The sequence below is a fragment of the Neobacillus citreus genome (assembly GCF_018343545.2).
GTDB classification, from domain to species: Bacteria; Bacillota; Bacilli; order Bacillales; family Cytobacillaceae; genus Neobacillus; species Neobacillus citreus.
The window spans coordinates 104,460-120,341 of sequence record NZ_JAGYPE020000006.1 but is presented as its reverse complement, the minus strand read 5'-3'; the positions used below and the strand labels follow the sequence as shown (position 1 = coordinate 120,341).

Sequence of the window (15,882 nt, the reverse complement as noted above, 5' to 3'; positions counted from 1 at the left end):
CAATTCTTCGAAAAGTTGCATTATTGGGGAAATGTTGTCTCGTTGTTAACAATAAACCAAACATCTTTAACGCCCTGTCCATTTACATCACCAGCTGCTTTGTCATTAACAAAGTAGTAAAGCGGAAAGCCTTTGTAGGTAGTCTGTTTCTCACCTGTGTCTGCTCGGGTAATGGTGCTGAAGTCTTCTTTGTTAAGTCCTTCTGGAGCTTCAAGGTTTTCAGAATAGAAGGCAGGCCAGTTCTGGAGACATTCGCCGCTGCAGTTTGAAGTGTTTGGCTGATCTTTGGCAAAATAGTAAAGTGTCATCCCTTTCGCATCTGCAAGATAGTTACCGACTTTTTCGTTTTCCTTCAGCTGCAGGGCTGTATCTGATTTGTCCGCCACTTTTTCGGCATCTTTGTTAACCACTACGGCTGTCTCTTTTGCTTGATTACTTGTATCCTTGTCCTTTGCATTTTCTTTTGCACTGCACCCAACAAGAAGTACTCCTGCTAAAAGGAATAAAGTTAACCAACTCCATTTTTCCATCATGAACTCCTCCTTATATGTTCTGTTCAATTAAGGTAACGAAGAAACACAAAAAACGGTTCGAATTTTATAGAAAAAAGTGCCGGGCACCGACCAGAGGATTGGAGGGTGCCTGGCACTTCACTTGAGAACGTTATCTCCATCCCCACTTTTGAAAGACTTGGTGGGATGCGTCGGTTTTTAGATAGTCAATGAATTGTTGGGCTTCTTTTTTGTTATCCGTGCTTGTTGTTAGCGCAATAGGAGTTCCTCTGTAAAGCTTTTCTGCTTCCGGGAGCTCCACTAAATCGGTGACATCCTTAAGCCTATGGTGCCAGGATTCATATGTAATCCACGCATCGTGTTTTGAATTGGATTTCCATATTTCAATTGCTTCGGCACTGGATTTTACGGAGATGTCAATATTTTGGCTAATTCCTCCGATTAGACCCTTTCTTCCGGCCAAATCCTCCCATAATCCAAGCTGCCCGGCACCATTGACATCGATAATTTTCACGCCGCTTTTCGTTAAATCTTCAAGCGATTGAATGTTCTTGGGATTCCCTTTTCGTACTAAAATCCCTGCTGCACGGGCGTATAATTCTGTAAGTGATTTTTCATTGATCATCTCTGGATTGCTTAGCATGAAGCTGCGAAGCATGTACTCCGATCCTCCATAAACAATATCTGCATCTTGTTTGGCTTGGTTAATCCAGTTGGATTCAGGTCCAGCCGTTACGATAACCTTTATTCCTGTTTCCGCTGTAAATTTTTCTGCTGCTTCCTTCATAGGTCCCAGTGGTCCGCCTGGGCCATACACACGGATCACTCCATCGTTCATAGTGGTTTTGGCAGGCTGTTGAGACATTGATGAATCATCCATGTTCGCGTAAACCGTTAATCCAGCGGCTGTGAACAGGAGTAAAAAGATTGCACTTAGTACCAAATTTTTTTTCATTCTCATTCCTCCATTTTCTTAAGGTATCAAATAAGGAAACGAAGAAGGGGATAAAACGGTTCGATAGAAATCAAAAAAAGGAACTTGAGGATGGTTCTTTGGGAGGTGCCTGGCACTTTAAATTCTCGAAAAATACCAAATGTTTTAAAAAATAATATCGCTATCTACATTTCTAGTTATGTTATATTTTTATATAACAATACAAAGATGCTGAATATTGACTAAGTAGGAAGCAGAAGAAGTTCCTGTGCTTCCCTTGCAAAGGAGGGTACACATTGTCGTTTAGTGTAAGTGATCAGCTAAAGGTGACGTTGTTTGATGTGAAGAAGATTCAGTACAAGTCGCGGGTGATATTTGATTATGTGCAGTCTTGTTGTACAGTTGCTTATATTAAAAAAGGGGAAGTCACGACAACTTTTGAAGGGAAGGAGTATGTGGCCAAGCAAGGGGATGTGATGATTCATCGGCCCCATAAGCCGTTTAATGTTATTTCCAAAACGGATGGGATCCACTATCTTTTCAATATAGACTTAAAGGTAATGGAAGAAGTTGATTTCTTTAGTATGTATCCGCTCGGGAAGGTGGTTAAAATACGTGACCCAATCCTTTATGAGAAGAAGTTTGATGAACTGAGAAGCATTTGGCTTCAGGAAACAAACGAGTACCGAACGGTTCAGTCCAGCTTTCTCGCATTCTCGTTACTCCATGAAGTGATTGAAAGCTCGAAGTTTGGTGGAAAGCGTTCGCCGAATGAGGAATATATAACTGACCGGTTCAACAATGTCCTTCATTATATTGAGAAAAGATTGGGAGAGAATATAACCCGTGATGAATTGGCGCAAATCTATCATATGAATCCTGTTTATTTCAGCCGTGCTTTTAAAGAGATTTACGGTCTTACACCAATGAAAATGGTGAAAAAACTTAGGCTGCTGCATGCCAAACGGCTGCTTGAAACAACTGATTATACGATGGAAGTAATTGCTCAAAAGTGCGGATTTTGTGATTCACCTCATTTCACCCATGCATTCCGGAGTGCCTTTAAAATCTCTCCAAGTGAATTTCGGAAAAGTATCAAAAATACAAAAAGAGGATTCATCCCTACATTGTTAGATAAATAGAAGTCTACTACTATTAGGATTAAGGAGTTTTGTAAACGCGTTCAAACTCTGTGTTTATAAGGGTAGTAGATGTATCATGCTTGGAAAAAGCAGGGTGAGTCTTCGTCAAAGGTTTTCACAGACGATAGAATTCATTGGTCACTAGTGCTTATTTTACAAGTGAAATAGGTCTATTTTCCTAAACGCGTGTTTTAACAGCTTCCTAACTACAATCGAATGGTTAGGAGGCTGTTTTTATAAACAAACAGTTAGGTGAAGGACCTATTAATCTATGACCCAAGTAGATGCGCTAATGACATTAGGGAAGGGAAAGATGCAAGTGAAATTGAAAAAATGGGTACTCATGTTGGTTTTAATGGTGTTTGGCTTTTCCATTTTTTCAGATGCAAGCGTATATGCAGCGGGTGCCACTCCATCGGAGAGTCAAGAGTTGACAATCTATTATGTTGACGCAACGAACGGTGATGATGCAAATGACGGCTTATCTGAACAAAGCCCATGGAAATCTCTTGAAAAAGTAAACTCAACCACGTTTCATCCAGGTGACAAAATCCTCTTGAAGACAGGAGGGAAATGGACAGGATCGCTTCATCCATTAGGATCGGGAACCGCTGAACAACCGATCATCTTGGATAAGTATGGGGAAGGACCTAAGCCATTAATCGAAGGGCAAGGAGCTCCCTATGTCATTGGATTGTATAATCAGGAGCATTGGAGTATCGGAAATATTGAAGTGACTAATCATACACCGGAGCCGGGAACGGAGCCGCGGACTGGTGTGCAAGTCATTGGGGAAGATTATCAAGCAGGGGACACGGACGATATTGAGAATGTAGCTGTACTACATAATATTCATCTGCATGACCTCTACATTCACGATGTGAACGGCTTACATAAAAAGGGGGTCTATGGCAGTGCGGGGATCAATGTGTTAGTAAGAAGGAATCAGGAAGGACTGCCGCATCGGGTAACCAAATTTGATCAGGTTCTGATTGAAAATAATAAAGTGGAAAATGTAACCCGGACAGGAATTATGGTTAATTCCGCTTGGACCCACCGCGAGCAGCAAGGTGGACCTGTTGTTGACCCGACCATACCATGGACACCGGCTACGAATGTTGTCATTCGCGGTAATGAGGTCCTTCATGTTAGCGGCGACGGGATTGTTCCTCATATTACGACCGGTGCGCTGGTGGAGCATAACCGGGTGGATGGCTACAACGAAGCCGAGAAAGATTATAACGCCGGGATGTGGACCTATAACGGAGATTACACCGTTTACCAATATAACGAGGTTTCCGGCGGCAAAACCATTAAAGACGGCATGTCATTTGACTATGATAATGGAACAAAGGGGCTTATTTTCCAATATAACTACAGCCATGACAACGAAGGCGGCACAGTGCTGATCTGTCAAAATGAAAAGAACGGTTCTGTTTCTGACGGCATTTTCCGCTACAATATCAGCCAAAATGACCATTATCAAATGATTACCGTGTGCAGCGGCAGCAACTATAGCAATATGCAATTCTATAACAATGTGTTTTATGTCGGACCGGGGGTCAAGAATAATCTCTTGATTGACCAAAACGGAAATGCACCGGCTGGGAATGGCGAGGCCATTTTTAACAATAATATTTTCTATAATCTCGGTACAGGTGGCTATACAGCCAAGTCTACCTGGAAATATGACGGCAACCTATTCTACGGTAACAATGTCCCAACCATAGCCACCATCCCTGATGCCAATATGCTCATAGCTAATCCTGAGTTTATCGATCCAGGTAAAGCAACAAGCATAAAGGACCTAGATGGCTACCAATTGAAAAATTATTCGCCGGCAATCAATAGCGGCTCAGTAATCACGAATATTGGCGGTACAGATTTCTGGGGCAATCCGCTTTATTACCAACAGCCGGATCGCGGTGCTTACGAGCAGCAAAGCGATAAAGAAACACCGCCGCCAACAGAGCCGGAAGATCCGCCCGTTTCCAACGATGACCTGAATAATATTGCCTTAGGGAAAATCGCCACGACATCAGGAGGCTTCCTTCAGAACCCGGCGTTTGCAACCGATGGCTTGGCGAACGATACGAACCAATATGCTGGACTTGACAAGGGCGTGCAGTGGCTGCAGCTGGACCTCGGCGGTGAGTACAAAGTCAACCGGGTGAAGCTGTGGCATTATTTCGGCGGTGGACGAACCTATAATGATGTTATTGTCCAGTTTTCCAATACGCCTGATTTCTCAAGCGGAGTCACGACGGTCTTTAATAATGATACCGACAATAGTGCAGGCCAAGGTGCCGGCACGGATCAAGAATATAAGGAAACAGCAGATGGAAAGGAAATCACCTTTGCCCCTGTTGAGGCAAGATATGTTCGTTTCTGGTCGAACGGCAGCAAGACCAATGCATGGAACCATATGGTTGAGGCAAAGGTATATGGAACCAGTTTGACACCCGTGAATGTCGCTCTTGGCAAAGCGCCAACATCAGGCAGCTTTGTGAATAATCCCGAGCGGATTACGGATGGCCGGACAAACGATTCCAATCAGTATACGGGGCTCGCGAAGGGTCTGCAGTGGCTGCAGCTTGACCTAGGGGCAGTTTACAATCTAAGCAGTGTGAAGCTGTGGCATTATTTTGCGGATGGCCGAACCTATAAGGATGTCATTGTTCAGCTGTCCAATACGCCAGATTTTTCAAGTCATGTGACAACTGTGTTTAATAATGATGCCGACAATAGTGCCAGCCAAGGTGTTGGTGCGGATAAAGAGTATAAGGAATCGGCAGACGGAAAGGAGATCACCTTCACACCTGTGAATGCAAGATACGTTCGCTTTTGGTCGAACGGCAGCATCGGAAATGTTTGGAATCATTATGTCGAAGCGGAAGTTTATGGTATCGCAGCTGACCTTGACGTAACACCACCCGTTACAACGGATGATGCCACGGAAGGATGGCATCGTGATGAACAAATAGTAAACCTATCAGCTGCCGATGAAGGCAGTGGGGTAGCGAAAACCTTCTACAGCTTAGATGGCAGCCCATTTGTCGAGGGCACTTCCATCACAATCCATGATGACGGTGTCCACACACTGAAATACTACAGTATCGACCAAGAAGGAAATAAGGAAGACGTCAAAACAACTTTTGTAAAAATTGATCGGACAGCTCCCGAAATTTCCCCAAAAGGATCATTAGATGTATATCAGTTCGAAACAGCAACGATTGATTTCGGAATTGTAGATGAAATAAGCGGAGTCGCCACTTATGAGGTTACGTTAGATGGTATACCTGTACAAAATCCATCCGAGTTTGAACCGTTAACCCTGCAGGCAGGCAAGCACACCATCAAGATCACCGCAGCGGATTACGCTGGAAATGAAGCGTCGAAGGAATTCGCATTGAATATTTTAATCGATGTGGCCCATCTGCCAGATGTTTTGGAAGCCGGCAAATCCCAGATTCATAATCAGGGTATTTATACTAGTTTGCTTGCAAAGGCGAAGCAGGCTGCTAAGAAGCAGGATCAACAAAACGTCTTGGTTTCACTGGAAAATGAGCTGCGAGCGCAATCTGGCAAACACATCGATTCATCGTTTGCTCAATTGCTATTGGATGATATTACTTTTTTAAAAGACTAAAAAAAAAGGAGGCTGCTTATTTTCACGATGTGAGGGGCAGCCTTCTTTCTCAGCTTTAGGAGGGTACTAGTATGGAAATACAATTAATAGGGCTGGAGGAGCAACATGACCTCGCTGCAAAGGAAATTCTATATCTGTTAAACATCCAACAATCCCACTGCGGAATCCCGATTCAAGTGGAAAAGATAGAATCCGGTATTTATGTACAATTTGATGGTCATGAAGGGAAGGTCGCCTATCAAGAGGCACACCAATTCTTCCGTGCACTTGGACTATTAATAGAAGGAATCAAAAAAGGCGAGCCATTCGAAATAACGGAAAAGCCAGTCTATAACAGCCTCGGTGTCATGATAGATTGCTCAAGAAATGCTGTTTTAAAGGTCGAAACCTTTCAAACCGTCATCAAGCATCTTGCCTTAATGGGCTATTCCACAGTGCAATTATATACAGAGGATACCTATGAAATAAAGGACTATCCGTATTTTGGTTACATGCGCGGACGGTATACCGGGGAACAATTGAAGACCATGGATCGGTATGCAAAGATGTTTGGTATTGAGCTTGTTCCTTGTATTCAAACACTGGCTCATCTCGGAACAGCTCTTAAGTGGAATGCTTTTTCCGATATCGTCGATTGCCATGATATTTTACTAATTGATGAAGAAAAAACGTATCAACTGATTGAAGCGATGTTTCGGACCATGTCTGAGAATATCTCCAGCAGAAACATCAATATCGGAATGGATGAAGCCCATATGATGGGGCTTGGTAAATATCTTGATCAGCATGGTTATCAAGACCGCTCAACACTGATGCTGAAGCATTTTAATCGCGTCATGGAAATCGCCCGAAAATACGACTACAAGCCGATGATGTGGAGCGATATGTTTTTCCGGCTGGCAAGTGCAGGTGAGTATTATGACATAGCCAGCCCCATTCGGCAGGATGTGATTGAGATGATTCCCGATGATATATCCCTCGTTTATTGGGATTACTATTCTGTTGACCCGGAGAAATATGATGGTATGTTGAAAAAGCATAAACAGCTTTGTGACAAGATTGTTTTTGCAGGCGGTGCCTGGAAATGGATGGGCTTTTCACCGAATAACCAATTTAGCCGGCATGCCGGGGAGATGGCGCATCAAAGCTGTGTGCGTAACGGAATTAAAGATGTGTTAATCACGGCGTGGGGGGATAACGGTGCTGAAGCTTCCATTTATTCGATCCTTCCGACGTTGCAGCTTTGGGCAGAGCTATGTTATAGGGATCATGTGGAGACAAGCCGCCTTGAGGAACGCTTTGCCACATGTGTTGATGGCCACTATGCTGATTTCATGAATTTAGATAAGACGATGCTCGTGCCTGATAACACTTCACTTGATATTCACTCGATTAATCCGCCGAAATATTTATTATACCAGGATATCTTGTGCGGGTTATTTGATCGACACGTGTGGCCTAATGAGTACGAAGCCCATTTTCACAACTGTACGAAAACCTTTGAGCAATGTATGGGCAGAAACCCAAATTGGGAGGCCGTTTTCCGCACACAATTTACCTTAAGCAGATTACTAGAATTAAAGTGTGAGGCGGGAATTAACCTTCGTAAGGCCTATCACAGCAAAAATCGCGATATTCTAGGCGCCTATTGCTATTCCCTTTTACCTGAGATGAAGAATCGGGCGAAGAATTTCATAGACGCATACCGTACCCAGTGGCTGGCGGAAAATAAAATATTTGGGCTCGATGTATTTGACATTCGAATGGGCGGCCTGCTGCAGCGGATCCAAACCGCTATCGACCGGCTGAATGATTACCTGACGGGTAGAGTAGACCAGTTGGAAGAATTCGAGCAAGAAATTCTCTACTTTGACGGTCGCCATCAGGATGGAGAAACGAAGGCTATCAGCGCAAATTTATGGCACACGATTGCCACACCGTCTGTCATCGCCGGGATTTAAGCGATTCTTCCCCACCACTTATCCTTTAACTCACCAAAAATTGGTGAGTTTTTTTGAATTTAAAAAAGTACAAACATGGAACAAAAAAAGTATCAAAAATACAAAAACAAGAATCATCGCTACATTGTCGAATTGTCTGAAATTAAATATTATTAGGATAGATCATAAATTGTTGGTTTTGGAAACGCATTCAGACTCAATGGTTATGGGAATTTAAAGGTTTTTACAACTAAAAAAATGACAACTTAAAAGGGGGCTATTATGTGAAAAGGAAATTTAAAGCAGTTGGAATTTTACTCATGTTAGTACTGATTTTACAAGTATTTACTGGATGTGCAAAATCTACCGCCGATAATGGCAGTAAGGAAAAGTCAGAGGGAAAGAAAACTGATAAGCAGATTACTTTACGAGTTATGGACTGGGCGGACAGTGAGAAACCCTATCGCGATCAATTTATCAAAGATTTCGAAGCAAGACACCCAGATATTAAGATTGAATACACGCTGCTAACAAGCGATCAATTCCAAAACACGATTACAACTGCCATTAAATCTGGTGATGCTCCGGACTTGTTCCCAATTCCACCGGGCATGAAGCTTAGCACAGCGGTTGCCGGCGACTGGTTTCAGCCGTTAGATAAATATTTAGACGATGAATTTAAGAGCCGTTTCATGGATGGCGTCTTCGTTGAAGGCATCACCATGCAAGATGGGAAAATTTATACGATCCCAGCGAAATTGGATTTATCAAACACCCTTATTTTTTACAATAAGAAGTTATTTAAAGATGCAGGGTTAGATCCAGAGAATCCGCCAAAGACATATAGCGAATTCCGTGCCGCAGCCAAAGCGATTACAAAGGCGGGAGATGGTAAAGCATATGGCATTATCGAAGGAGGCAAAACCATTGTCCGCTGGAAAAATCCAGTGATTGACTGGTCTGCACAAGGTGGTAGTGGATTGAATCCACATTCTCCGCTTTCTTTAGTAACCAACGATGCAAACTATGACTCTAAAGCTGTTTTAGACGTTATGAATCTATTTAAAGGGATGAATGATGACGGAAGCTATCATCCAAAAACAATGAGCATTGCTGCACCTGAAGCACGCGCATTATTCGGTCAAGGACAAGCAGGATTCATTGTCCAAGGTGAATGGTGCATCGGTGTTTGGAAAAAGGACAATCCAGATTTAGACTTTGGAGTGATGGCGCCTCCTGTTCCAGATGACGGTCAAAAAGGCTACTTGCCAAGACCCAACTTGCAGCCATGGCTTGGAATTGCGAAAACAAGCAAACATCCTGAAGCTGCTGCCCAATATTTAAAAGAATATTACAGCAAAGATTATCAGTCTGTATTAGTAAAAGCAGGAGACCGTTTCTCGATCTTAAAAGATGTCAACGAAAGTGCTGCTGAAATTGAACAATTTAAACAATATTACAGTATCGCAATGGAAAGCTCTCGTTTAGCACCAAGCGTTGAAATTAGAAATCCTGAAACAGCTAAGATTTTCGGAAAATATAAAGACCCGCAGCCAGGATTAGGTGATATTCTTCAAGGCGTGATTGCCGGTGCTTTAAAGGATCCGAAAGAGCAGCTTAAGATGTTATCGAAAAATGTAAACACTTCACTTGATCAAGCAATTGATGCTGCAAAAGCTGAAGGTGCAAAAGTAAGTAAAGATGATTTCAATTTCTCTAATTGGAGCCCTAATAAAGATTATACGGCCCAAGACTATGAGGCAATTAGGAAATAGGGAGCTACTATTATGAAGGAGAACATTCGTACATTAAGCACAGACGGTTTGACAGTAAAGCAAAAGACCAAGACGAAAACAAAATCGAGTAATGTAGCTTGGTACTGGGTGTTTTTATTCCCTACGTTAGCATTATTTGCAATGTTCCAAGGCTGGCCAATTTTGGCCAGCTGGTACTATGCTACTCTTGATTGGTCAGGGCTGACACCGGATGCTAAATTTGTCGGTCTGCGGAATTTCATGAATGTCGCCCAGGATCCATATTTCTGGAATGCATTTAAGAATAGCTTTAAATTCATGTTGGGCACAGTACCGTTTCATTTATTGGTCGCTTTGGTGCTCGCCGTTATTTTACATCGCCCTGGACTTAAGGCGGCTAATCTATTCCGTACCTTCATTTTCCTCCCAGTCGTCACGACTACTTCCATTGTCGGGATTATCATGGTATTTATTTGGGGAAGTGATGGGGCAGTCAATGATACATTATTGAAGCTCGGCTTGTTAGAGCGGCCAATCAACTGGTTAGGCGATGCTGATTGGTCAATGTTTACGGTCATTTTAATTTCGGTCTGGAAAAACCTTGGGGTGAACTTAATCTACTGGCTTGCAGGGTTACAGTCGATTTCCAAGGATCTATACGAAGCGGCTGAAGTAGATGGTGCATCAGGGGTAAAGAAATTCTTCTATATTACTGTTCCCCTTTTGATACCAATCGGAACGATCATTCTCTTATTGAATGTCGTTAATTCACTGAAAGCATTCGATTTAATTAAGACGATGACGAACGGTGGGCCGTTCTTCGCCACCGATGTAGTATCAACCTATATTTATCGCTATGCATTTACCAGCGAAATGGGGCTTCCACAATTAGGATATGCATCCGCGGCGGGTCTTTTCTTTGCCGTCACGATTTGTTTACTCGCCATCATCCAATCCATCGTGCAAAAGCGTATCAAAGGTGGTAAGAATTTATGAGAAGTGTAAGAAGATCAACATTTTACATCGGGATGACCGCTTTTTGCTTGATCTGGATCTATCCATTCTTATGGATGGTCTCTGCGTCGTTTAAGACGCAGGGTGAATTTTTTAAGAATGGCCTTTCGCTGATTCCAGAACACTTTACTTTTGAAAATATCATCCGGGCATGGAATGAAGCGAACTTCGAACAGTACTTTTTAAACAGTGTCCTTATTACGGTTGGTACGATTATCATCGTGCTACTCTCAACTGCCACTTGCGGGTATGTACTCGGGCGCTATTCGTTTAGGGGTAAGAAAATTGTTTATGCGCTATTAATTGCTAGTATGTTCGTTCCAACGGAGTTTGCGATTATTCCAATCTACGATTTAATCAAATCATTGGGTCTGATGAATACAAGATTTGGCGTCATCCTCGCAGAGTCTGGCGGCAATCATATTATTTTTATATTGTTATTTGCAACCTTTTTTGCAAAAATTCCAAAGGAACTTGAAGAAGCGGCCCTTATGGACGGAAGCGGCTTTTTCCGAACCTTTTTTACCGTCATGCTCCCACTTGCGAAGCCGGTCATCGGCAGTGTTGTGATTATGCAATTTATCTGGTCCTGGAATTCGTTTTTAATGCCGCTGATTTTGACCCTCAACACTCCGGACGCTCGGCCGCTTTCAGTTGGGTTATATGCCCTTCGCGGTGAGAACATCGTCGACTGGACAGGGATTGCAGCAGGAGGAACGATTGCGATCGTGCCAATTGTGGTCATTTTCCTCTGTTTGCAGCGCTATTTTGTCGATGGTATTGCAGGGTCGGTGAAGGGGTGATTTTTAAACTCCTCGGCTTAAATGAATGGACAGCTCCGGTGCCCAAGCAACGTTATTGTACGCTTGGGCCTTTTTTACAACAACACCGAAGGTAGGTTGAAGACTCTATGAGAATACTTTATTTAGATTTAGACTCGCTCCGCCCCGATCATATTGGTGCGTATGGATATCATCGGGATACAACACCAAATATTGACAAGATCGCAGAAGATGGCGTCATATTCACGAATTATTATTGTACAGATGCCCCTTGCCTGCCGTCACGTTCTGCCTTAATGTCAGGCAGATTCGGAATCCATAATGGCATTGTCGGCCATGGTGGAACATCGGCCGATATGAGACGTGAAGGACCAAGCCGTGACTTCAATGATAAGCTCGTTTATGAGAGTCTGCCGGGGTCACTAAGGCAGATTGGTTATAAAACAACAACGATCAGTACTTTTGCGGAAAGACATTCCGCCTGGACGTTCAATGCCGGATTTAATGAAGTGTTTAATGTTGGGGCGAACGGCCACGAATCGGCGGAGCAGGTGCTCCCGGTAGCACTAAAGTGGCTGGAGGACAACGGCAGTTCAGATAACTGGTTTTTGCATTTGAATTTCTGGGATCCGCATACTCCTTATCGTACACCTGAGGAATTCGGTGAACCGTTTGCGAATGATCCTCTGCCTGAGTGGTTGACGGAAGAGGTATTTCATCAGCACAAGCAAAAGGTGTGTCAGCACAGCATCGATCATATGAATGAACTTGCTAAGACCCATTACTTCAAATGGCCGCGCCATGGGAAGCAAATTGAAAAATACGATGATTTACGATTAATCCTTGATAATTACGATTGTGCGATTCGCTATATGGATGACCATATTGGTCAAGTGCTACGGAAATTAGAGGAGCTCGGTGTGATGGAAGACACAGCGATTCTGGTTACTGCCGATCATGGTGAAAATATGGGTGAATTAGGGATTTACTCTGAGCATGGTACGGCCGATCAAGGGACATGCAGGATTCCAATGATTATTCGCTGGCCTAATGGATTAAAAGGGAAGGTTGATGAGGGCTTGCATTATCATATCGATCTTGCTCCAACCTTTGCTAGTTTGCTAGGAGCGCCGAATCCGCCGTCATGGGATGGACGAAGCTACGCTGAAAGTATTATTAAAGGGGAAGACACAGGGCGGGAATACTTGGTTATGTCTCAATGTGCCCATGTTTGCCAGCGAAGTGTCAGGTTCGAGGATTGGCTCTATATCCGTACTTATCATGATGGACATAACGGGTTCCCAAAGGAAATGCTGTTTAACTTAAAGGATGACCCTTATGAACAGCATAACTTGGCTGAAGAACGCCGTGATATCTGTAAAACGGCCGTTTATTTCCTTAACGAGTGGCATGATGAAATGATGTCGACGATGGACTTTGACGTTGATCCGTTATGGACAGTTATGAAAGAAGGCGGGCCATTGCACGCGAAAGAATTCAAAAGATAATATATTCTGCCCTGATGCTTGGACATCAGGGCTTTCAAAGTTCGTAAGCATCTTAGGGGGGATAGGCTATGAGTACTGGCTGCATGACAACAGCGAACCGCAATATTAGTGTGATGTGGAAGACGGTTTCAGAGGCTTGTAATTTAGCATGTGAGTATTGTTATTACAGTACTTGCGGTGGAAAGCCAGGGAAAAAAATTAATCGCATTGACTCTATTGTGTTGGAAAAATTTATTAAGGAATATATGGAGCGCTCGAACGGGGCTGCCACCTTTGCCTGGCAGGGAGGAGAACCGCTTTTAGCAGGCCTTGATTTTTTCGAGGAAGTCGTCATGCTTCAGGCAAAATATGCGCCAAAAAACACAATGATCAGCAATACGCTGCAGACCAATGGGACCCTTATTAATGATAAATGGGCGGGCTTTTTTAAGAAATATAACTTCCTAATTGGGGTAAGCCTTGATGGGCCAAGTGAGATTCATGATGCTAAAAGGGTCGACTCCGGCGGGCAAGGCAGCTTTGACAGGGTGATGCGGGGGATTGATTATCTTCGCAAGCATCAGGTTGATTTTAACATTCTAACGGTTGTTCATAAGGGGAATGTGATTAAAGCCACTGAGATGATGCGCTTTTTCGAAGCTGAGGAGTTCCACTTTGTCCAGTTTATCCCTTGTATGGACTTTCGTTCTCAGGAAATTAATAAGCCAGGTGTGTATGATATCACCCCGAAGGAATACGGGGATTTTCTGTGTGAGGCGTTTGACTATTGGTACAATAATGGAGAGCCACGGTCATCTATCCGCTTTTTCGATGAAATGCTGAATGTGTATGTGAACCGGGAGCCTGGATTATGTATCCATCGTGCGGCCTGTCCGCAGACGATTATATTAGAGCAAAATGGCGATGCTTTCCCTTGTGACTTTTTCATTCATCCAGATTGGAAGATCGGGAATGTCGGTATTCATTCGATTGATGAGATTTTGGCGCACCCTTTATACGATAAATTTTTGAGAATGAAGCCTAACCTGCCTGAGCCTTGTACAACCTGCGAATGGAAAAAGCTTTGCCATGGAGGCTGCCCGCGGAACCGGAAGTGGGGTCCTGAACCTTCAATATCAGAAGTTGATTATTTCTGCTCCAGCTACAAACAAATATACAGCTACGCCGACGAACGTATGAAACAGCTGGGCGACCGTGTTAGAGCCGCATTGTATGAACAGAATCTGGCACGCTTTTACAACGGAAAGACACCAAGCCGGAACGCTCCATGCCCTTGCGGCAGTGGAAAAAAATTAAAACAATGCTGTGGATGAAGCTGGATTTCTTGTTGCTGCCTAGTAAATGAACAGGGACACGGTTCCTGTCCCAGCGATCCGGTTTACGAATACAGGGTTACGCCAGCGATTCCGGAGAGGATGATGACGAAGATCGGGTGCATTCGTAACTTCACTAAGGCGAATAAGGATAGCCCGAAAATGGCAGCCAGGCTGATTGATCGAAAGGTGATGGACCTTGTGAGCAAATGGTTCGATTGAGCGAAGCGGATGGCTGCAAAAATGATGAGACTGGTAACGATTGGCTTCAATCCGTAGAAGATGGATTTGACAATGGGATGGTCATGTAGTTTGATCAACAAGGCTGCAACGGTGACGACTAGGATCATGGGCGGAAGCATCGTGGCAATAGCTGAGATGATGGCGCCGCTGATTCCCGCAGCCGCATAACCAACAAGGATGGCGCTGTTAGTGGCGATGGGTCCTGGTGACATTCCGGCAACGGCAATCATGTTCGTTAACCGTTCTGCAGACATCCAACCATATTCCGAGACCGCGGCTTCTATGAACGGAATCATCGCATAGCCTCCCCCAAAGGAGATAAAGCCCATAATAAAGAAGGTATGAAATAGTTCCCATAGTACCATGTTGATGTCTCCCTTTCCTTAAACCCCCGTTTGTCGATAGGAACCGGGAGTGCTGGTTGAATCTTTCTGCTGTTGATGTTGTCTTCTTGAGCTAGTGGTGTGGCCCTTGTTCTTCTTGACTGCGTTTGCAGTTACTCCTGCGATTGCTCCCAGCAGGATGGCAAGAACCGGATGGATGAAGAAAAGAGCAAGAACACCGACCAGCATGATGACGATGGTGGTTTTATCGATAAGCGCTGTTTTGGCGACTTTGATGGCAGCGTAGACGATGATTGCGATAATGGTCATTCGAATGGACATAAAGGCCGCCTCTAATTTTGGGTTTTGATGAACCGAATAATAGGAAATTCCTAAAGCAAGCACAATGAAAAACGTCGGAATGGAGACACCGATCATTGCGGCGATGGCGCCTTTTACTCCGGCAAGTCTGTGGCCAATAAAGGTAGCGGAATTAATCGCCACAGCCCCTGGGACGGTTTGGGCTAAGGCAAACACATCAGTAACGTCTTCATTTCCCAACCATTTTCGCTTTTTGACGATTTCTCTTTCGATTAAAGGGATCATGGCAAAGCCTCCGCCAAAGGTTACAGGACTTATTTTGAAAAAAGTCCAAAAGATTTGAAGTAATAACTGTGTCTGACTTTTCATGAATATCCCATCCTTCGTGATTGGATTTGTCAATAATCTAGTACACTTCCATTCTTCAACGTTACCAAATTAAGCCTG

The 15,882-nt window shown here is 43.7% G+C and carries 12 protein-coding genes; 8 read left to right on the top strand and 4 right to left on the bottom strand.

Annotated features, from left to right (window positions below):
- Positions 1-20: 20 nt before the first annotated feature.
- On the bottom strand, positions 21-530 hold the full coding sequence (locus tag KHB02_RS05770; protein ID WP_213144466.1) for a COG4315 family predicted lipoprotein: 510 nt from the start codon (positions 528-530) through the stop codon (positions 21-23).
- A gap of 133 nt (positions 531-663) precedes the next feature.
- On the bottom strand, positions 664-1,467 hold the full coding sequence (locus KHB02_RS05765; protein WP_213143824.1) for an extracellular solute-binding protein: 804 nt from the start codon (positions 1,465-1,467) through the stop codon (positions 664-666).
- 275 nt (positions 1,468-1,742) lie between these two features.
- Between KHB02_RS05765 and KHB02_RS05760 the strand changes: the two genes are divergently transcribed.
- From KHB02_RS05760 to KHB02_RS05725, 8 genes are all read left to right on the top strand, one after another.
- Complete coding sequence (locus tag KHB02_RS05760) at positions 1,743-2,588, top strand: AraC family transcriptional regulator (protein WP_241113739.1); 846 nt, start codon at positions 1,743-1,745, stop codon at positions 2,586-2,588.
- A gap of 271 nt (positions 2,589-2,859) precedes the next feature.
- Positions 2,860-6,237 carry an OmpL47-type beta-barrel domain-containing protein gene (locus KHB02_RS05755; RefSeq protein ID WP_213143826.1) on the top strand — a complete coding sequence of 1,126 codons (3,378 nt, stop codon included), beginning with the start codon at positions 2,860-2,862 and terminating at the stop codon, positions 6,235-6,237.
- Between the two features lie 71 nt (positions 6,238-6,308).
- Positions 6,309-8,198 (top strand): family 20 glycosylhydrolase, encoded by a 1,890-nt coding sequence (locus KHB02_RS05750; RefSeq protein WP_213143827.1) that lies wholly within the window; start codon positions 6,309-6,311, stop codon positions 8,196-8,198.
- Positions 8,199-8,461: 263 nt separating this feature from the next.
- Positions 8,462-9,952: an ABC transporter substrate-binding protein gene (locus KHB02_RS05745; protein ID WP_213143828.1), complete on the top strand. Its 1,491-nt coding sequence runs from the start codon at positions 8,462-8,464 to the stop codon at positions 9,950-9,952.
- A gap of 12 nt (positions 9,953-9,964) precedes the next feature.
- The gene (locus KHB02_RS05740) at positions 9,965-10,927 is read left to right on the top strand and encodes a carbohydrate ABC transporter permease (protein ID WP_213143829.1); all 963 of its coding nucleotides are present in this window, start codon (positions 9,965-9,967) and stop codon (positions 10,925-10,927) included.
- Positions 10,924-11,748: a carbohydrate ABC transporter permease gene (locus KHB02_RS05735; RefSeq protein ID WP_213143830.1), complete on the top strand. Its 825-nt coding sequence runs from the start codon at positions 10,924-10,926 to the stop codon at positions 11,746-11,748. Before KHB02_RS05740 ends, KHB02_RS05735 begins: the two co-directional genes overlap by 4 nt.
- A gap of 107 nt (positions 11,749-11,855) precedes the next feature.
- Positions 11,856-13,235 carry a sulfatase family protein gene (locus tag KHB02_RS05730; protein ID WP_213143831.1) on the top strand — a complete coding sequence of 460 codons (1,380 nt, stop codon included), beginning with the start codon at positions 11,856-11,858 and terminating at the stop codon, positions 13,233-13,235.
- Between the two features lie 68 nt (positions 13,236-13,303).
- On the top strand, positions 13,304-14,548 hold the full coding sequence (locus KHB02_RS05725) for an anaerobic sulfatase maturase (RefSeq protein WP_213143832.1): 1,245 nt from the start codon (positions 13,304-13,306) through the stop codon (positions 14,546-14,548).
- Between the two features lie 65 nt (positions 14,549-14,613).
- Here KHB02_RS05725 and KHB02_RS05720 read toward each other — a convergent pair whose 3' ends face one another.
- A complete protein-coding gene (locus KHB02_RS05720) occupies positions 14,614-15,156 on the bottom strand; it encodes a chromate transporter (protein ID WP_213143833.1) in 543 nt (180 codons plus the stop codon).
- Positions 15,157-15,174: 18 nt separating this feature from the next.
- Positions 15,175-15,804: a chromate transporter gene (locus KHB02_RS05715; RefSeq protein WP_213143834.1), complete on the bottom strand. Its 630-nt coding sequence runs from the start codon at positions 15,802-15,804 to the stop codon at positions 15,175-15,177.
- Positions 15,805-15,882: the final 78 nt, after the last annotated feature.

Bases quoted from the DNA above. Each gene is read 5' to 3' on its own strand.
- KHB02_RS05770 (WP_213144466.1), bottom strand. From the start codon at position 530: ATGGAAAAATGGAGTTGGTTAACTTTATTCCTTTTAGCAGGAGTACTT.
- KHB02_RS05765 (WP_213143824.1), bottom strand. From the start codon at position 1,467: ATGAAAAAAAATTTGGTACTAAGTGCAATCTTTTTACTCCTGTTCACA.
- KHB02_RS05755 (WP_213143826.1), top strand. From the start codon at position 2,860: ATGACCCAAGTAGATGCGCTAATGACATTAGGGAAGGGAAAGATGCAA.
- KHB02_RS05750 (WP_213143827.1), top strand. From the start codon at position 6,309: ATGGAAATACAATTAATAGGGCTGGAGGAGCAACATGACCTCGCTGCA.
- KHB02_RS05740 (WP_213143829.1), top strand. From the start codon at position 9,965: ATGAAGGAGAACATTCGTACATTAAGCACAGACGGTTTGACAGTAAAG.
- KHB02_RS05735 (WP_213143830.1), top strand. From the start codon at position 10,924: ATGAGAAGTGTAAGAAGATCAACATTTTACATCGGGATGACCGCTTTT.
- KHB02_RS05730 (WP_213143831.1), top strand. From the start codon at position 11,856: ATGAGAATACTTTATTTAGATTTAGACTCGCTCCGCCCCGATCATATT.
- KHB02_RS05725 (WP_213143832.1), top strand. From the start codon at position 13,304: ATGAGTACTGGCTGCATGACAACAGCGAACCGCAATATTAGTGTGATG.
- KHB02_RS05720 (WP_213143833.1), bottom strand. From the start codon at position 15,156: ATGGTACTATGGGAACTATTTCATACCTTCTTTATTATGGGCTTTATC.
- KHB02_RS05715 (WP_213143834.1), bottom strand. From the start codon at position 15,804: ATGAAAAGTCAGACACAGTTATTACTTCAAATCTTTTGGACTTTTTTC.